Below are 17,497 nucleotides of genomic sequence, written 5' to 3'. Positions count from 1 at the left end.
CCACCGCCGGCGGCAACCAGCGGAGCTGAGTCAAATTTTTCCGATTCGGAGATACAAAGCGGCCGGGCGATGCCCGGCCGTTTTTCATACGTCCTCCCAAACACATTGGGCCTGGACAACCTCCCGGAATTCCTGTATGCTCAAATCAAAGGAGGGATCCTCATGAAGGTGCCATGGAAAAAGCTCCTGTCCGCCCTGGTCATGGCAGCGGCTGTCGTGATTTTTTACGGCGGCCTGCTGCTGTTTGCGGTCCTGTTCACCTCTCTCACCGGCTGGCCGCCATACGCGCAGTACGCCCTGTGGGCCTGGGCAGTCGTGTCCCTCCCCCTGGCGGTGATCGCTCTGGCGGGGCGGCGGTGGCTGCCCCGGCGGGCCAAGCGGTGGTTGGGCTTCGGAACCCTGGGAGTCCTTGCTCTGTGCCTCGCCTGGTGTGGCTTCGGCGCCTGGCGGGACAGCATCCCCACGGTGGACGACGACCGGGCCGATCTGCTGCGGGAGTATGAGCCCTTTGGGGAGGATACCAAAGCTGTATGGCTGGAAGAGCCCTCCGCCCTGCGGCTGGACCCTCAGGAGGCCCGGAACCTGACCCTGAACGGGGCCACCGCCTTGTATCCGGTCTATTCCGCCTTCGTCCAGGCGGTGTACCCGGGGCCGGCCGGCGATGACCCCATACTGTACAGCACCCAGGGCATCGTCCGGTGCGACGGCACCATTACCGCCTATGAGCGGCTGCTGGATGGCACCACGGACATCGCCTTTGCCGCCGCCCCCTCCCAGGCCCAGCTGGAGGCGGCAGCGGCGGCGGGGATGGAATACCACCTGACCCCCATCGGCCGGGAGGCCTTCGTGTTCTTCGTCAACAGCCGCAACCCGGTGACGGAGCTGACGGTGGATGAGATCCAGGGCATCTACACCGGTGAGATCACCAACTGGCGGGAGGTGGGCGGGGAGGATCAGTCCATCCGCCCCTTCCAGCGGGCGGAGGACAGCGGCAGCCAGTCCGCTCTGGAGCGGCTGATGGACGGCCTGCCCCTGGTGGAGCCGGAGCTGGAGGACCGGGTGGGCACCATGGGCGGCATCATCCAGGAGGTGGCCAGCTACCGGAACTACCGCAACGCCATCGGCTTCTCCTTCCGCTTCTACGCCACGGAGATGGTGGAGAGCGGGGACATCCGCCTGCTGGCCCTGGATGGGGTGGAGCCCACCCGGGAGACCATCCGGGACGAGTCCTATCCCATCACGGAGACCTTCTATGCCGTCACCGCCGCCCCCGTCGGGGAACCACCGCTCCAGGAACGGGATTCCACCGTGGCGGCTTTCCTGGACTTGATCCTGTCGGACCAGGGCCAGCAGCTCATCGAGCAAACGGGCTATGTGGCCCTGGAATGAGGCCTTGCCAGTCCCATCCCGCTGTGGTATGCTGATGGCGCAAAGATAAAAACACGTCCCGGTCGGTAGTCCGGGAGCGGCCGAATGGCCGTCAGTAACCTGCCTCCTTGGTTGTCCGTTCTTTGTAAGCGCTTTTTCAAAGGAGGACACCATATGGGCACCAGCAGGCTCACCATCCTGTTCGAAGATCCCTTCTGGATCGGTCTGTACGAGCGGGAGGACGACACGGGGTACGCCGTCTGCCGGATCGTTTTCGGCGCGGAGCCCCGGGACCAGGAGGTCTACGCCTATCTCCTGGAGCACTGGCGGACGCTGCGATTCAGCCCGCCCCGGCCGGCGGACGACCGTCCGGACGCCCCCAAAAGCCCCAAGCGGCGCCAGCGGGAGGCCCGGCAGGCGACCCGGACCGGGACCATCGGCACCAAGGCCCAACAGGCCCTGAAGCTCCAGCAGGAGCAGGGGAAACAGGCCCGTCTCGCCCGCACCCGCCAGCAGCGGGACGCGGAGGCGGAGCGGAAATTCCAGCTGCGGCAGAAGCGCCGAAAAGAAAAGCACAGAGGTCACTGACCTCTGTGCTTTCCTCTGCCCCGCAGGCGCTTCCGCAAGGGGGTTGCGCAGGCGGCAGAGTCTGCTATAATGACACTGTCAAACCATCAGCGCCCCGCCTGCCGGGGCAGAAGGAAGGAGAACTGCAGGCATGAAGATCATTGACGCCCATCTGCATCTGTTTACAGAGGACTCCGCCGAGGAAATGGCCCGCCAGGTGGGCCACCACGGCACCGTCCGCCACCTGCGGGAGGTCTACGGGGAGCTGGACATCGTCCACGGCGTGGTGATGGGCAATTACGGCCTGGACGTCCAGGGCCGCTATCCCGCCGACCTGTTCCACTACTGCGTGGGACTGGACAGCGGCACCGCCGCCGGCGGAACAGCGGTCCCGGATCTGCCGGACCGGGTGGAGGAGCACCTGCGGCGGGACAACTGCTGCGGTGTGAAGCTGTACCCGGGGTACAACAGGATCTCTCTGTCAGACCCCATGTACGAGCCCATCTACCGTCTGGCGGCCCGATATGGCAAGCCGGTGGCCATCCACATGGGGCTGACGTCCTTCTCCCGGGCCCATCTGAAATACTGCCATCCCCTGGCTCTGGACGAGGCGGCGGCAGACCACCCGGACACCCGATTCGTCATGTGCCACTTTGGAAACCCCTTCCTGGAGGCCGCGGCGGCAGTGGTGGAGAAGAACCCCAACGTGGCGGCGGATCTCTCCGGCCTGCTGGAGGGCCGGGTGGACCTGGACGATTACTTTCAGGAGCAGGCGGGCTATGTGTTCCTGCTGCGGTCCTGGCTCACCGCCATCCAGTGCTGGGACAAAGTGATGTTCGGAACCGACTGGCCCATTGTCAATTTGGGCGAATATATTGGCTTTATCGCCCGGCTGGTGCCGGAGCGGTACCATGAGGCGGTGTTCTTTGACAACGCCAACCGCATCTACGGTCTGGGGCTGTGACAGGAAAACGGGGAGGCATCCAAGGGTGCCTCCCCGCTTTTTCTGAGATTTATTTGTTCAGGATCTCCATGAACTCGTCGCCGGTGATGGTCTCCTTCTCGTACAGGTACTGGGCAAGCTCGTCCAGCTTCTTCCGGTTCTCGGAGAGGATCTGGCTGGCCTTCTCGTGCTGGCGCTTCACCAGCTCCACCACCTGCTGGTCGATCTTGGCCGCCGTCTCGGCGGAGCAGGCCAGGGATGAATCCCCGCCCAGGTACTGGTTCTGCACCGTCTCCAGGGCCACCATGTCGAAGTCGGGACTCATGCCGTACCGGGTGATCATGGCCCGGGCCAGCTTGGTGGCCTGCTCGATGTCGTTGGAGGCGCCGGTGGAGGCAGAGTGGAACACCAGCTCCTCGGCGGCCCGGCCGCCGGTGAGGGTGGCGATCTTGTTCTCCAGCTCGGCCTGGCTCATCAGGTAGTGGTTGCCCTCGTCCACCTGCATGGTGTAGCCCAGGGCGCCGGAGGTCCGTGGGATGATGGTGATCTTCTGCACCGGGGCGGAATTGGTCTGCTTGGCCGCCACCAGGGCGTGGCCGATCTCATGATAGGACACCACTTTCTTCTCTTCATCGGTGAGGATGGCGTTCTTCTTCTGGTAGCCGGCGATGACCACCTCGATGCTCTCCTCCAGATCCGCCTCCGTGGCGAAGCGCCGGCCGTCCCGCACCGCCCGCAGGGCGGCCTCATTGACGATATTGGCCAGTTCCGCGCCGCTGGCGCCGGAGGCCATCCGGGCGATCTTGTTCCAGTCCACGTCCTCCGCCACCTTGATCTTCTTGGCGTGGACCTTCAGGATGTCCTCCCGGCCCTGCAGGTCCGGCAGCTCCACCGGCACCCGCCGGTCAAACCGGCCGGGCCGGGTCAGGGCCGGATCCAGGGACTCGGGCCGGTTGGTGGCCGCCAGGATGATGACGCCGGTGTTCTCCTCAAAGCCATCCATCTCGGTGAGCAGCTGGTTCAGGGTCTGCTCCCGCTCGTCGTTGCCGCCGTAGGTGCCGGAGTTCCGCTTCTGGCCGATGGCGTCGATCTCGTCGATGAACACGATGCAGGGGGCCTTCTCCTTGGCCTGCTTGAACAGGTCCCGCACCTTGCTGGCGCCCATGCCCACGAACATCTCCACAAACTCCGAGCCGGACATGGAGAAGAAGGGGACATTGGCCTCGCCGGCCACGGCCTTGGCCAGCATGGTCTTGCCGGTGCCGGGAGGGCCCACCAGCAGGATGCCCTTGGGCATGGTGGCGCCGATCTCCCGGTATCTGCCTGGGTCGTGGAGGTACTCCACGATCTCCTTCAGGTTCTCCTTGGCCTCGTCCTCACCGGCCACATCGGAGAATTTGATGCCCTCCGAGGACTTGACGTACATCTTGGCATTGGACTTGCCGAAGGCCATGGCGTTGGGCCCGCCCATGTTCTTCATCATCCGCCGGGAGAGATACTGTCCCAGGGCGATGAAGATCACGATGGGCAGCACCCAGCTCAGAAGAAAGCTGAGGATGGGGTCCGTCTGCTGGATCTCCTCGCCGGTCAGGGATGCCCCGGCATCCAGCACCCGCTGCGTCAGGTCCGGGTCTCCAACCAGGGCGGTCTTATAGACGGCCGTCTCCTCCGTATTCGTAAACAGGACACGGTTCTCCTGCTCCTGAAGCTGGACCAGGCCCACCTGGCCGTCCTCCAGCATCTCCACAAAGGTGTTGTAGTCCACCTCCTGGATCTGCCGCTGGGCCAGCCAGGGCATGGCCAGGAAGTTGAACAGCAGCAGGATCAGCACGGCCACGCAGTAGTAAAAGATCAGCGGCCGTTTCGGGGGTCTGACTTCTTTCATCGGTATTCTTCCTTTCCTTCGTATTTCTGCTCCTCACAGCTCATCTGCCGGTCTATGGCAATCAGTGCCGCCAGCAGGGCGCCCCGCATGGCCTGGCTGGCAAAGTCAATGGCGTATTCAGCGTAGAGCGCCGCCGCCTCCGCCTGCTCCTCCTGGGGGTCTTCCTCTCCCCGCATCAGGCGGGGCAGCTTCTCCCGCAGGATCTCCTCCACCCGGCGGTCATAGTCCCGCTGGGCGGACGACAGCTCCGCCACCGCCGGGGACCGGCTGCCCTCCGCCCGCCTTTCCATCAGCAGAGCGTTTTCCCGGTAGTCATTCAGCTCATCCTGAAGAATGTCCCGGATCTTTTCGTGGCCTGCGCCCTGACACAGTTCCAGGCGGGTCTGCAGCAGGCCGTACTGCCGCTCCAGCTCGCAGAGCTTCACCGCGAAGATCCCATCTCTCAGTTCCATTCCTGTGCTCCTTTCCGGCCCGCAGCACGGTGGGTCCTTCTCTCGGTTCCTGTTATACCACGGCCCCGCCTGCCGCCGCCACTGCCAATACAGCGACTCTGTCCTGACAAAAACGCCCCCGTGTCAGGCTTTCTGACACGGGGGCAGATCTGTCAATCTCTCTTTGGATGCACCATCTCACCGGACAGCAGCCGGGCCAGCTGGTCCGCCAGCTGGTCCCGGTCCTGGACACGGCGGCGGTCGCTGCCCAGCAGCAGTCCCGCCATCCCGCAGGCGTAAAAGTCCAGCGTCACCTGCCAGTCTGCCTGGTTCAGCGACGGCTCCACGCCCCATTCCCGGGCGCTTCTCTCCAGATAGACGCGGGTGGCCTCTACCATGATCCGTTCCATGGCCTCCCGCCGCTGGGAATTCAGCAGCCGCCGGACCATTGGCTGCGACTCGGCGGCAAAATCCACGAAGCGGCCCAGTGCCTCCCGGGGCGAGGACGCCTTCAGGCTCTGGGCCAAAAGGCGCTCCACTCCCTGGCGGGCCGTCCACTCCAGCACATCCACGATATCCCTGAAATGGTAGTAGAACGTCTGCCGGGAGATCCCGCAGGCCTCCACCAGGTCCTTCACCGTGATCTTGTCCACGTCCTTTCGGGCGGCCATCTCCAAAAACGCAGCCGCAACTGCACCCTTCACATCCACCGGCATCGCACATCCCTCCTTTGGCCGTCTTTTTTATCATACCGGAAACGCAGCCTCCATTGCAACCCCAAAATGCGGAAACTTGGGGCAATGGCGCCCGGCCGCCGCGTCAGGGGATTTCCCTCTTGATTTTTCCGGTGCCATTCCATATACTATGTTATACGGATATGGTGAGACGGAATGAGCAAACCATGTCATCCGGTCTGTAAAACAGACGATCCGGCTTTCCCGCACTCTGGCCGGTCCGGTCCTCCGGCGCGGCCCTCTATGAGAAAGGTTTGGAGATGGAACCATGACACCCCAAAAGATCGCTTTGCTGACGGACTCCTGCGCAGATCTCTCCCCCCAGATGGCGGAGGAAAATCAGATCTATGTAGTCCCGCTGCGGATCCTGTGTGCCGATGGGGAATACCGGGACAGTGTGGATATCCACGCCGCCGATATCTATGCACGGCTGCGATCCGGTGAGCTGCCCCAGACCTCCCTTCCCGCGGCCCAGGATATCACCGGTGCCTTTGACCGCATCGCCGCCGACGGGTATGACGCCGTCATTGCCCTGATGCTCTCCGGCGGGCTCTCCGGCACCTACAACATGGTGCGCCTGCTGGCGGAGGAGCGGACGGATCTGACCATCCGGGTGTACGATTCCGTCAGCGGGTCCCTGGGCACCGGCATGATGGTGCTGCAGCTGGCGGAGGACATCCGCCTGGGCATGGACTGGGACACCCTGACGGAGCGCCGGGTGCCCCGGCTGATCCGAAACACCTTCCCCTTCTTCTCCGTGGATACGCTGGAGTATCTGCAGAAGGGCGGCCGCATCGGCAAGGTGACCGCCATGGCGGGCACCATGCTGCAGATCAAGCCTCTCATCACCTTCGCTGCCGACGGGCAGCTCCAGTCCATCGCCAAGGTCCGGGGCCGGAACCTGGTGATCCGCAAGCTCATCGAGCTGGTGGAGGACCGCCACAGCGGCGCGGCCCGGTACAACCTGGCGGTAGCCAACGGCGGCGCCCCGGCAGAGATGGAGATTCTGAAAGAGAAGCTCACCGCCGCCCTTCCCAATTATGACCACATCTGGAGCGGCGAACTGGACGGCACGCTGAGCGTCTACATCGGCGACGGCGTGCTGGGGGCCGCGGTGCAGAGGCTGGAGTAGGGATGAGGAATGAGGAGTTAGGAATTAGGAATTCTGCGCGTAAGCAAGGACCCGGGGCCATCAGGCCGCCGGGTCCTTGTTGTCTGGCAGGCGATCATGGAGGAAAACCTCTGCTGCCGTTTCAATTCCTAATTCCTAACTCCTCATTCCTAATTATTCCGTTGGAGCGCTTCCCATTGCCTCGCCAGGGCCAGTGGTGCAGAGCCTTCGGAAGCACCGCTCCGGCAGAGCAGTTGCCAGGACACCCGCCACAGCGGCGGTCTCCTCCCGATCCAGCTCCAGGCCCAGGGCCGGAAGCCGACGCTCCAGGTCCTGCAGCCCGGCCTGCAGCTGCCGGGCCAGGGCTGCGCCCGTCTCCGTCAGATTGATCTTGCCGTACCGCTCCTTGGTCACCAGGTCCTTTTCCGCCAGGATGGCCAGCATCCGGGTGACGGAGGGACGGGATACCTGGAGCGCCCGGGCCACCTGCGCAGAGCTGACCGCACCCGTTCCCTGAGACAGCTGGCCGATGGCCAGCAGATACCGCAGATGCGCACTGCTCAGTTCCATGGAACGCCTCCTTCTGCCCGGCGGGGCCGGGCCGCCTTGTTAGGAATGGCGGGTCGTCTCGCCGCAGCGGCATCCGCCTCCGCAGGCCCCGCAGTCGCCGCCGCAGGAGCAGCCGCCCCTGCCGTGGCGCCGGTTGTAGATGCCCTTGCCCACGATGGCCGCAAAGACCGCCAGCACGATCAGACCGACAATGATGGTAGGTGCGTTCATAAATGCTTCCTTTCTTACTTGGCGGCAGCGCGGCGGCTGGCAGCCTCCACGGCGCTGATGGTCAGCCGCTCATCGTCATATCTGTTCCGGCGGAACAGCAGGTACAGGATCCCAGCGATCAGCACTGCAGCCACGACGGTGCCCAAGCCGAAGGCCACCTCGCCGGTGATGAGGCCGCCGATCTGATAGACGATCAGGGAGACCACATAGGCGAACACGCACATGTAGCCGATGGCGATGGCCGTCCACTTGGGGTTGTTCATCTCCCGCTTGATGGCGCCCATGGCCGCGAAGCAGGGTGCGCACAGCAGGTTGAAGATCATGAAGGAATAGGCGGAGATGGCGGTGAGGTCGCCGGAGGCGGCCAGCAGGCCCCACATCTCGTCGCCGTTGTCGCTCAGGTCGCCGGCGTAGCCGTAGAGCACAGCCAGGGTGGCCACCACGTTCTCCTTGGCAATGAGGCCGGTGAACACCGCCACGGTGAGCCGCCAGGAGCCGAAGCCCAGGGGCACGAACACGAAGGCAATGGCGGTGCCGATGGCGGCCAGGACGGAGTTGTTCATGTCCGCCACCATGCCGAAGGCGCCGTTCTCCCAGCCGAAGCCCTGGAGGAACCACAGCACGATGGAGGAGGCCAGGATCACGGTGCCGGCCCGCTTGATGAAGGACCAGCCCCGCTCCCAGGTGGCCCGCAGCACGTTGCCGGCGGAGGGGGTGTGGTAGGCGGGCAGCTCCATGACGAAGGGCGCCGGATCGCCGGCGAAGAGCTTCGTCTTCTTCAGGATGATGCCGGAGATGACGATGGCCGCCACGCCGATGAAGTAGGCGGAGACACCCACCAGGGCCGACTCGTTGAACAGGGCGCCGGCGATCATGCCGATGATGGGCAGCTTGGCGCCGCAGGGGATGAAGCAGGTGGTCATGACGGTCATACGCCGGTCCCGCTCGTTCTCAATGGTGCGGGAGGCCATGACGCCGGGGACGCCGCAGCCGGTGCCCACCAGCATGGGGATGAAGCTCTTGCCGGAGAGGCCGAACTTCCGGAAGATCCGGTCCATGATGAAGGCGATCCGGGCCATGTAGCCGATGTCCTCCAGAACGGCCAGCATGAGGAACAGCACCAGCATCTGGGGCACGAAGCCCAGCACCGCACCCACGCCGGCCAGGGCGCCGTCGCAGATCAGGCCGACGAGCACCTCATTGACGCCCCAGCCCTCCAGGGCGGCCTTGGGGATGTCCACCAGCCAGGCGGTGCCCAGCACGTCGTTGGTCCAGTCCGTCAGGAAGGTGCCGAAGGGGCCCATGGCGATCCAGTACACCGCGAACATTACCACGGCGAAGATGGGCAGGGCCAGGATCCGGTTGGTGACGATCTGGTCGATCTTGTCGGAGGTGGAGAGGCGGTGCTTCTCCCCGTGTTTCTTGACGGACTTGCTGACCAGGCCGTTGATGTACGCATACCGCTGGTTGGTGATGATGCTCTCGGCGTCGTCGTCCAGCTCCTTCTCGCAGTCCACGATGTGGTCCTCCAGATGGGCACGGAGGTCGGCGCTCAGGTCCAGGTCCGCCAGGACCTTCTCGTCCCGCTCAAAGACCTTCACCGCGTACCAGCGGAGGTAGCGGTCGTCCACCCTGCCCTGGATGGACTCCTCGATGTGGGCGATGGCGTGCTCCACGCTGCCGGTGAACACGTGGGGCAGCTCGCCGGCGCACTTCTGCTGGGCCAGCTTGGCAGCCAGCTCCGCAGCGGCCACGCCGCCCTCGCCCTTCAGGGCGCTGATCTCCACCACCTGGCAACCCAGGGCGTCGCTGAGCTTCTTGGCGTCGATCTGGTCGCCGTTCCTGCGGACCAGGTCCATCATGTTGACGGCCACCACCACCGGCAGCCCCAGCTCGATCAGCTGGGTGGTGAGGTAGAGGTTCCGCTCGATGTTGGTGCCGTCCACGATGTTCAAAATGGCGTCGGGCTTTTCCTTCACCAGGTAGTTCCGGGCCACCACTTCCTCCAGCGTGTAGGGAGACAGGGAGTAGATGCCGGGCAGGTCCTGGATGACCACATCCTTGCGGCCCTTCAGGCGGCCCTCCTTCTTTTCCACCGTGACGCCGGGCCAGTTGCCCACGTACTGGTTAGAGCCGGTCAGATCGTTGAACAGCGTGGTCTTGCCGCAGTTCGGGTTGCCGGCCAGTGCGATCTTAATGTCCATCGTTCTCTCCTTCCAAAATGTTAGTTAAAGCTAACTTTCTTCCTGAAAAACAGCGGCCAAAGCCGCCCTTATCGTCTCTCCTGTTCCCGCACCGTCCGGGAAAAGGGCCGGGAAAAACCTACGGTTTTTCCGGTTCATCTGCCAAAGGCAGATGAAGAAAATAGGATTATTTTCGCCGCGGCATGTACGTGGCGAAAATACTTTGACCCGGCCGCCTTGGGCGGCGTCCACCAGTCCGCAGACTGGTGAGGGGGACTCTAAAGGGGGGGACGCAGTCCCCTCTTTAAGAGACCTCGATCATCTCCGCGTCTGCCTTCCGCACGCTGAGCTCATAGCCCCGCACATTCAGCTCCATGGGGTCACCCAGCGGCGCGACCTTGCGGACATGGACCTCCACGCCTTTGGTGATGCCCATGTCCATAATCCGGCGCTTGGTGGCGCCCTCTCCGTAGAGCCTGACTACTGTGGCAGTCTCTCCCACCTTGACATCTTTCAGGGTCTTCATCGTTCGTCCTCCTAACTCTTGCAAACACTCAAATCATGATCCGATTCGCCATGGTCTTGTCCAATGCCACCCGGCTGTCCTTCACCTGCAGGATCAGATTGCCGGCGATCTCGCTGACCACGGTGACATCGCTGTCCACCACAAAGCCAAGCTCCGCCAGATGCTGACGGATCTCATCCTTGCCGGTGATCTTGCGAATCGTGACCGTCTCTCCCGGCCGGGCCATCGTCAGAGGCATCATGGGACCTCCCTCCTCTACAAGACGCTTCCTGTTCTTTGCTGCGGAGGTTAGCATTTGCTAACCTTTCTTTCGATTCGGTAGTTTACCATGACTAACCATGCCTGTCAAGCCCTTTTCCGGAAAAATTTGAAAACATCGCGGCAAAGCGGAAAAGGAGTCGGCCCCCGCGCGGCAGGCACACCGCGCGAGGGCCATGTTGAGGGGAAAAAAGGAGATAAGTATCAAAGAAAGATCTTTGATGAGCAGAGTTTACCAGGCCGCCAGCTTGCGCCCCAGCTCCCGGCAGGCCTCTCGGGCCTCCTCGCTGGGAGATTCGTTGGCTGTCAGGCCCTCTTCGTCATACAGGCTGGCGCCCGCCGCCGCACAGCGGCTGCACCACTCCCGCATCCACTGGCCGTCGCCCCAGCCGTAGGAGCCGAACAAGGCGATCTTCTTCCCGCCCAGGGATCCCTCCAGCCCGGCGAACATGGGTTCCACTTCGTCCTCTTCCAGCTGCTCCGCCCCCATGGCGGGACAGCCGAAGGCAACAACACTGTATTCTGCGAACTTGGCGGCGGAGAACTCGGCAGGTCCCATCAGGGTCACATCCGCGCCGGCCTCTCTGGCCCCCTCTGCGATGCAGTTGGCCATGGTTTCCGTATTGCCGGTGCCGCTCCAGTAGACGATGGCTAATTTGTTCATATCGGTGCTTCCTTTCCAGCAGATAAGATTCACGCCGCAATCAGCTGTGTGATGGGCGCGCCCCGCCGGAACCGCTCCTTGCAGGCAGCGGTGCAGCGGCGGTACTGATCAAAGCGTCTCCGGGCCGCCTCCGGATCGCCGTAGGCCTTCCAGCATCCGCAGCAGGTGTAGTTCCTGCCGCGGTTTTCGATGAAGCCCACCACGTCCTCCAGCGGATAGCCCAAAAACACGCCGATCTCATGGGGGAACTCCCTCTCCAGGCACAGCCGCCGGGAGAGCTGCCGCAGCAGCCCCGGACAGCCCTGGTCCGTCTGATACCCCTGCCGTGCCAGAAAGGCGCGGTTGGATGGCTCCGAGAGGATCGACCGGAGCCATCCGGCCCGGTACAGGTAGATCAGACAAGCACCCGTCTGCGGGCAGACCTTCAGGATCCGGACGGTGATGCCGTAAGGGGCCAGCTCCTTGGCCCAGCGGGCCGCAGCCTCCCGGGACTGCCGCCGGTCAGCGCCCTGGTACCGGAACAGGCTGGCCGGCTTCACACCTGCCAATGTGGTCGCGCACTGCTCCACCAGCACCGCTTCAAAGCTCCGTTCCAAGGCAGTCCCTCCGTTCCTGTTCCCGAAAGTTAGTTTAAACAAACTATCGGTTGAAAAGAATGGGCCGCTCCCGGCCCGCGCCGTTAGTTAGTATTAACTAACCATGTACAGAATATACCATGGATGTGCGCTCCTGTCAACCCCCTTTTTCAAATTTTTCCGCTTCCCCGCCGAAAGCCTGCTGCCTGCGGGCCGCCCGGCGGAAGGCAGGATCCCGGGCGGTCCGGTACGGAGTTCGATCGCAGAAGGAATTGCATCCTCTCTTTATTTCCGCTATACTGAAAAAAACATCTCTGGAAGGAATGGGCTTATGGATATCCTGGTACTCTCCGATTCCCATGGGGCTGTGGCCCCTATGATCCGCGCCGTGGAGCTGACCGCTCCGAATCTGATCATCCATCTGGGAGACTGCTGGCGGGACGGCGAGCGGCTCCACACATATTTCCCCGACATCCCGCTGGAACAGGTGCCCGGCAACTGTGACTTCCGCCCGACGGAACCGGCAGAGCGGCTGCTGGTGCTGCGGGACAAGCGGATCCTTCTGTGCCACGGCCACACGTACGGGGTGAAGCAGTCCCTTGTGACCGCCGGTTTTGCGGCAGAGGAACAGCAGCTGGATCTGTTTCTCTTCGGCCATACCCACAAGCCCCTGGTGGACCGGCGGGGCCGGACGCTGTTCCTGAACCCCGGCAGCATCGGCGACTCCACCCGCCCTTCCTATGCCGTTGTGACCATCCAGGGCGGACAGCTGGACGGGCGGACCGTTTGGCTGGCGTGAACACCTCTTGTCAAACCGGCGGTTTTCCTGTATAATAAGAAAAGTTAATCGGACACGGGAGGAGAAACCTGGCATGGACGTATTCTCGATCGCCCTCCGTTTCCTGTTCGCCGCCGCAGTCGGATTCCTCATCATGAGCGTTTTCGGCATCCAGGCGCTGGTGGCGCTCTGCTCCTCGATCTCCCTGGCCCGGCGCCGGAAGCAGCAGGTCCCGGATTTTGACCTGTCCCTGGCCCTGAGGCGGATCGTACGGCATACGGTCATCGGCTTTCTGTGTGTGGCTGTGATCTCTGTGCTGGTGATCCGGCTCACCGCTTCTGCCGCCACCTTCGGGTATCTTTTCGGCATGATCCTCGCCTTCCTGAAGAGCCTGAACCGGATGACGCCCAACAACCGCCGGAATCAGCGGCGGTTCGAGAAGATGTTTGCAGACTGCTATCCCGACGCGGACGATTTTGAAGACGCGGATCTCTGATCGACCGTAAAAGCCCCGGAGCGTTGCTCCGGGGCTTTTTTCAATGCCCGTGGTCCTCTGCATCCTCCCGCGGCGCCAGTTCAGGGCCGTAGGGGATGTGATTGCGGTCATAGTAGTCCCGGACAGCCGCCCGCACCGCCTCCTCCGCCAGTACGGAGCAATGGATCTTATGGGTGGGCAGGCCGTCCAGGGCCTCCACCACCGCCCGGTTGGTCAGCTTCAGCGCCTCGGCGATGGGCTTGCCTTTGATCAGCTCCGTGGCCATGGAGCTGGTGGCGATGGCGCTGCCGCAGCCAAAGGTATTGAACTTCACATCGGTGATCACCTGGGTCTCCGGGTCCACCTGGATGTACATCCGCATGATGTCCCCGCACTTGGCGTTGCCCACCTCCCCCACGCCGTCGGCGTCAGGCAGCTTCCCCACGTTCCGGGGATGCTGGAAGTGGTCCATTACCTTCTCACTGTATAATGCCATGGTCGTTGTCTCCTTTCAGATCAGATGCGGCCGGCGGCCGGTCTCCAGCTCGTCCCACACCGGGGACATGTCCCGCAGATAGGACACGATACCCGGCAGGACCTCCAGGATATAGTCGATCTCCTCCGGCCGGTTCTCTTCGCTGAGGGTCAGCCGCAGGGAGCCGTGGGCCACCTCGTGGGGCCGCCCCAGGGCCAGCAGCACATGGCTGGGGTCCAGGGAGCCGGAGGTGCAGGCGCTGCCGGAGGAGGCGGCGATGCCCTTTTCGTCCAGCAGCAACAGCAGGGACTCCCCCTCGATGCCCTCGAAGCACACGTTCACGTTCCCCGGCAGCCGGCGGGCAGCGTCGCCGTTGAGCACGGTGTGGGGGATGGCGGTGAGGCCGGCGATCAGCCTGTCCCGCAGAGGCGTGAGGCAGTCGGCGTTCCGGGCCATATTGGCGCAGGCCTCGTCAAAGGCGGCCGCGGCGCCGCAGATACCGGGGATGTCCTCGGTGCCGCCCCGCTTGCCCCGCTCCTGGGCGCCGCCGTGGATCAGCGGCGTCAGCGCCACGCCACGCCGGGCGTACAGGACCCCCACCCCCTTGGGGCCGTGGAACTTGTGGGCGGAGAGGGACAGCAGGTCCACCTGCAATGCCTCCACGTCAATGGGCACATGCCCCGCCGCCTGGACCGCGTCCGTGTGGAACAGGACCCCCGCCTGGCGGCAGACGGCCCCGATCTCCGCGATGGGCTGGATGGTGCCGATCTCATTGTTGGCGAACATGACGCTCACCAGGCAGGTGTCCGGCCGGATGGCGCTTCGCACCTGCTCCGCCGTCACCACGCCGTCCGGCGGGATGTCCAGCAGGGTCACCTCGTATCCCTCCCGCTCCAGAGCCTGGAGGGTGTGGAGCACCGCGTGGTGCTCAAACTTCGTGGAGACGATGTGCCGCTTTCCGCGCTTTGCCCCCAGGGCCGCGGCAGAGCGGAGGGCCTGGTTGTCCGCCTCGCTGCCGCCGGAGGTGAAAGTGATCTCCCGGGGGTCCGCGTGCAGATTCCGGGCAAAGACCTCCCGGGCCGCCGCCAGCTTCTCCGCCGCCAGCTGTCCCGGCGTGTGGAGGCTGGAGGGGTTGCCGTAGATCTCCTGGAAGCAGGGGGTCATGGCCGCCAGCGCCGTGTCGCTGAGGCGGGTGGTGGCCGCGTTATCTGCATAGATCTTCATCTGGTTCACTCCATTTCCCAGTTAATTACTATGGTATAGTTATCTCACATAAATTCATATTTGTCAAGTAGGAATTTGACGTAAAAAACGGCGGGCTGCACCCGCCGTGTGGATGGGATGGATCCGCCATTCAGACGGATGCCGCCGAAGATACCGGCTCCAGGGGCCGGACCGCCGGTGCTTCCGCTGCCCGGGCCGGCCGGGCCGGCGTCAGCTCTGCCGCCGGCAGGACCGCCCTGCCCAGGTACTCCTCCAGGCAGACGCCGGTGCGGTAGATCTCCGCAGCCGCCGCCTTGCCCACGTAGCGGTAGTGCCAGGGCTCGTAGCCGATTCCGGTGATGTCGCTCTTCTCCGAGGGGTAGCGGAGGATGAAGCCGTACTTCCAGCTGTTCTCCATCAGCCACTTCTGCTCCGCCGTGTCCTCCTGCTTCTCGTCCAGGATCTGGTAGCTGGCGGCCACGATGTCCAGGGCCAGACCGGTCTGGTGCTCACTGGTGCCGGGCTTGGCCACCCAGCGGGCGGCCTCTGCCTCCACCTGGTCCTCCGGCACGCCGGAGGCGCGGACCCGGGCCACCTTGTTCCGGTACAGCCGGGTCTGGGTAGCCTCTGTCCGGTAGGCGGAGCAGACGATGGGAGAGAGCCCCGCCTCCCGGCAGTCGGTGAGCATGTCGTCCAGATCGTCATAGATCCGCTCATCCACCTGCAGTCCGTTGGACAGCGTGGCCAGCTGGATCTCATATCCCTCCGGCACCGTGTTCCACGGATTCACCAGCAGGAGCCGCCAGTCTGTCTGGACGGTCCGGACTGCCGGGATGAGCTGAACTGCCGGGACGGATGCAGTCTCCGCATCCGCCGCCAGGGCGGACGGAGCCAGTGCCAGCACGGCCGCCAGCAGCGCGCCGCAGCGCATCAGATTCTTTTGGATGTTCATCTATCGTTCCTTTCCAGCCATAGGCTGACGCTTGTCCTCTCTTCTGTTTCCATGGTACTCTGCCTGCCGCGCGAAAACAAGGGAGTTTTTGTGAACGTTTGGAAACAAATAGAAACAAGACGGACGGAGAAATTAGGAGTTAGGAATTAGGAGTTAGGAATTTTGGTGTCCGGCAAAGCCGGACGTTTTGAATTTCGTTCCGCCGTAGGCGGAACACAACAATTCCTCATTCCTAATTCCTCATTCCTAATTCCTCATTCCTAATTCCTCATTCCTAATTGACACCCGGCTTCCCCGCGCAAAAAGGGCCGCCCTCCCGGGCGGCCCTTTTTGTGCTTGCATCAGCTGTGATTACTTGTACATCTCCGGCTTTTCCATGGTCTCCACCTTCAGGAACTGAGAGGTGCCGCGGGAGGCATTCAGGGCGTCGCCTGCCACGCAGGCCACGTAGCCGTCCCAGGAAGAGGGGCCGGTGAGCTTGCCGGCGTGGACGGACTCCACCCACTTGCAGAACTCGATGTCATAGGCCTCGATGAAGCGCTCCTTCCAGTCGGTCATGATGGGCATGGACTCGGCGGGCTTCACGCTGTCCCAGCCGGCGGGACGGGAGCGGCAGACCACGGCGTAGGGGTCGGGCAGCTTGACGGTGCCGTTCTCGCAGACCACCTCGCACTGGATGTCATAGCCGTAGCCGTCGGCCACCTGGACCTCCACGTCGATGAAGCAGCCCTTCTTGGTGCGCATCAGCATCACCTGAGGGTTGTCATAGCCCTTGTTGGAATTGGCGCTCTGGCGGACCTTCACGCACTGGACGTCCTCATACTCGTCGTCCAGCAGCCAGCGGCAGATGTCCAGCTCGTGGATGGCCACGTTGGTGACGCCGTTCTCCGTCTTGAAGCCCGGGCCCTGGGACACGTTGCGGTGGCAGGCCTTGATCAGCAGGGGGGCGCCCAGCTCGCCGGAGGAGATGATGCGCTTCATCTCGGCATAGCCCCGGTCATAGTGGCGCATGAAGCCCACCTGCACCAGCCGCTTGCCGATCTCCTGCTCCCGCCGGATGATCTCCTCGCAGTCCTTGGCGTTCTGGCTCAGGGGCTTCTCGCAGAAGCACCACTTCTCCTCCGCCAGGGTCTTCATGACATAGTCGTGGTGGGTGGGGTCGATGGAGGTGATGACCACGGCCTCCACCTCAGGGTCCTTGATCATGCCGTCGCAGTCGTTGCCGAAGGAGCGGATGCCGTACTTGGCGGCAGTCTCGTCCGCGGCAGCGGCCACGTAGTCGCTGACAGCCACCACGGTGGCGCCGGGGACGGTCTCGATGATGCGGCGGCAGTGGTCCTTGCCGATGGCGCCGCAGCCGATGATGCCGATTTTCAGAACCTTATCCATGATTGTGTACCTTCCTTTATTTGAAAAATAATGGGGAAATGCAGGGGGTGAGATGGGGGGACCTCCCCCCGGGGGCCGTTTCCACGTGGGATGCGCCCCCCATTCTCTTTTTGGTCTTGCCCAAAAAGAGAATGCGCCGCGCCCGGTGGAAGAGAAAAAGGCGCTAAGCGCGCTCCGGTGCAGTGGCCCTCCGCGCGCGA

At 63.4% G+C, this 17,497-nt stretch carries 20 protein-coding genes; 6 read left to right on the top strand and 14 right to left on the bottom strand.

Features of this window, described 5'->3' with window-relative positions:
- Window positions 1-162 precede the first annotated feature (162 nt).
- The 3 genes from H9X91_RS07750 to H9X91_RS07740 all read left to right on the top strand — a co-directional run bounded on the left by H9X91_RS07750 (window position 163) and on the right by H9X91_RS07740 (window position 2,899).
- Window positions 163-1,389 (top strand): substrate-binding domain-containing protein, encoded by a 1,227-nt coding sequence (locus tag H9X91_RS07750; RefSeq protein WP_204804081.1) that lies wholly within the window; start codon window positions 163-165, stop codon window positions 1,387-1,389.
- A gap of 153 nt (window positions 1,390-1,542) precedes the next feature.
- Window positions 1,543-1,956 (top strand): YjdF family protein, encoded by a 414-nt coding sequence (locus H9X91_RS07745; RefSeq protein ID WP_204804079.1) that lies wholly within the window; start codon window positions 1,543-1,545, stop codon window positions 1,954-1,956.
- Window positions 1,957-2,086: 130 nt separating this feature from the next.
- Window positions 2,087-2,899: an amidohydrolase family protein gene (locus tag H9X91_RS07740; protein ID WP_204804077.1), complete on the top strand. Its 813-nt coding sequence runs from the start codon at window positions 2,087-2,089 to the stop codon at window positions 2,897-2,899.
- A gap of 49 nt (window positions 2,900-2,948) precedes the next feature.
- Here the strand turns inward: H9X91_RS07740 and ftsH are convergent, their stop codons facing one another.
- The 3 genes from ftsH to H9X91_RS07725 form a co-directional block, all read right to left on the bottom strand.
- Complete coding sequence (gene ftsH, locus H9X91_RS07735; RefSeq protein ID WP_204804075.1) at window positions 2,949-4,763, bottom strand: ATP-dependent zinc metalloprotease FtsH; 1,815 nt, start codon at window positions 4,761-4,763, stop codon at window positions 2,949-2,951.
- On the bottom strand, window positions 4,760-5,215 hold the full coding sequence (locus tag H9X91_RS07730; protein ID WP_204804073.1) for a hypothetical protein: 456 nt from the start codon (window positions 5,213-5,215) through the stop codon (window positions 4,760-4,762). Before H9X91_RS07730 ends, ftsH begins: the two co-directional genes overlap by 4 nt.
- A 152-nt stretch (window positions 5,216-5,367) precedes the next feature.
- Window positions 5,368-5,910: a TetR family transcriptional regulator gene (locus tag H9X91_RS07725; RefSeq protein ID WP_204804071.1), complete on the bottom strand. Its 543-nt coding sequence runs from the start codon at window positions 5,908-5,910 to the stop codon at window positions 5,368-5,370.
- A 286-nt stretch (window positions 5,911-6,196) separates the two neighbouring features.
- Here H9X91_RS07725 and H9X91_RS07720 point away from each other — a divergent pair, with 286 nt between their 5' ends.
- Window positions 6,197-7,060, top strand: a complete 864-nt coding sequence (locus H9X91_RS07720; protein WP_204804069.1) for a DegV family protein — start codon at window positions 6,197-6,199, stop codon at window positions 7,058-7,060.
- 153 nt (window positions 7,061-7,213) lie between these two features.
- On the opposite strand, the gene H9X91_RS07715 is transcribed toward H9X91_RS07720, so the two are convergent.
- The 7 genes from H9X91_RS07715 to H9X91_RS07685 form a co-directional block, all read right to left on the bottom strand.
- A complete protein-coding gene (locus H9X91_RS07715) occupies window positions 7,214-7,609 on the bottom strand; it encodes a metal-dependent transcriptional regulator (protein ID WP_204804067.1) in 396 nt (131 codons plus the stop codon).
- Window positions 7,610-7,648: 39 nt separating this feature from the next.
- Window positions 7,649-7,819 carry a FeoB-associated Cys-rich membrane protein gene (locus H9X91_RS07710; protein ID WP_204804065.1) on the bottom strand — a complete coding sequence of 57 codons (171 nt, stop codon included), beginning with the start codon at window positions 7,817-7,819 and terminating at the stop codon, window positions 7,649-7,651.
- 14 nt (window positions 7,820-7,833) lie between these two features.
- Window positions 7,834-10,023, bottom strand: a complete 2,190-nt coding sequence (feoB, locus tag H9X91_RS07705) for a ferrous iron transport protein B (RefSeq protein ID WP_204804064.1) — start codon at window positions 10,021-10,023, stop codon at window positions 7,834-7,836.
- Between the two features lie 283 nt (window positions 10,024-10,306).
- The gene (locus H9X91_RS07700) at window positions 10,307-10,528 is read right to left on the bottom strand and encodes a FeoA family protein (protein WP_204804063.1); all 222 of its coding nucleotides are present in this window, start codon (window positions 10,526-10,528) and stop codon (window positions 10,307-10,309) included.
- A gap of 28 nt (window positions 10,529-10,556) precedes the next feature.
- Window positions 10,557-10,769: a FeoA family protein gene (locus H9X91_RS07695; RefSeq protein WP_204804062.1), complete on the bottom strand. Its 213-nt coding sequence runs from the start codon at window positions 10,767-10,769 to the stop codon at window positions 10,557-10,559.
- A 249-nt stretch (window positions 10,770-11,018) separates the two neighbouring features.
- Window positions 11,019-11,450 (bottom strand): flavodoxin, encoded by a 432-nt coding sequence (locus H9X91_RS07690; RefSeq protein ID WP_204804061.1) that lies wholly within the window; start codon window positions 11,448-11,450, stop codon window positions 11,019-11,021.
- A gap of 29 nt (window positions 11,451-11,479) precedes the next feature.
- The gene (locus H9X91_RS07685) at window positions 11,480-12,046 is read right to left on the bottom strand and encodes a DUF3793 family protein (protein ID WP_204804060.1); all 567 of its coding nucleotides are present in this window, start codon (window positions 12,044-12,046) and stop codon (window positions 11,480-11,482) included.
- 310 nt (window positions 12,047-12,356) lie between these two features.
- Here H9X91_RS07685 and H9X91_RS07680 point away from each other — a divergent pair, with 310 nt between their 5' ends.
- Window positions 12,357-12,824 carry a metallophosphoesterase family protein gene (locus tag H9X91_RS07680; protein ID WP_204804059.1) on the top strand — a complete coding sequence of 156 codons (468 nt, stop codon included), beginning with the start codon at window positions 12,357-12,359 and terminating at the stop codon, window positions 12,822-12,824.
- Between the two features lie 73 nt (window positions 12,825-12,897).
- Window positions 12,898-13,299, top strand: coding sequence for a hypothetical protein (locus H9X91_RS07675; protein ID WP_204804058.1), 402 nt, complete (start codon window positions 12,898-12,900; stop codon window positions 13,297-13,299).
- 40 nt (window positions 13,300-13,339) lie between these two features.
- Here H9X91_RS07675 and nifU read toward each other — a convergent pair whose 3' ends face one another.
- The 4 genes from nifU to H9X91_RS07655 all read right to left on the bottom strand — a co-directional run bounded on the left by nifU (window position 13,340) and on the right by H9X91_RS07655 (window position 17,297).
- Window positions 13,340-13,774, bottom strand: a complete 435-nt coding sequence (gene nifU / locus H9X91_RS07670) for a Fe-S cluster assembly scaffold protein NifU (RefSeq protein ID WP_204804056.1) — start codon at window positions 13,772-13,774, stop codon at window positions 13,340-13,342.
- Between the two features lie 15 nt (window positions 13,775-13,789).
- Complete coding sequence (locus H9X91_RS07665) at window positions 13,790-14,977, bottom strand: cysteine desulfurase family protein (protein WP_204804054.1); 1,188 nt, start codon at window positions 14,975-14,977, stop codon at window positions 13,790-13,792.
- 130 nt (window positions 14,978-15,107) lie between these two features.
- A complete protein-coding gene (locus tag H9X91_RS07660) occupies window positions 15,108-15,908 on the bottom strand; it encodes a M15 family metallopeptidase (RefSeq protein WP_204804052.1) in 801 nt (266 codons plus the stop codon).
- A gap of 351 nt (window positions 15,909-16,259) precedes the next feature.
- Window positions 16,260-17,297 carry a Gfo/Idh/MocA family protein gene (locus H9X91_RS07655; RefSeq protein ID WP_204804050.1) on the bottom strand — a complete coding sequence of 346 codons (1,038 nt, stop codon included), beginning with the start codon at window positions 17,295-17,297 and terminating at the stop codon, window positions 16,260-16,262.
- Window positions 17,298-17,497 lie beyond the last annotated feature (200 nt).

Origin of the sequence: Oscillibacter valericigenes (assembly GCF_016902445.1) — a bacterium.
Lineage (GTDB): Bacteria > Bacillota > Clostridia > Oscillospirales > Oscillospiraceae > Oscillibacter > Oscillibacter avistercoris.
Note: the sequence above shows the minus strand (reverse complement) of the source record. Positions and strands in the feature narration are given on the sequence as shown.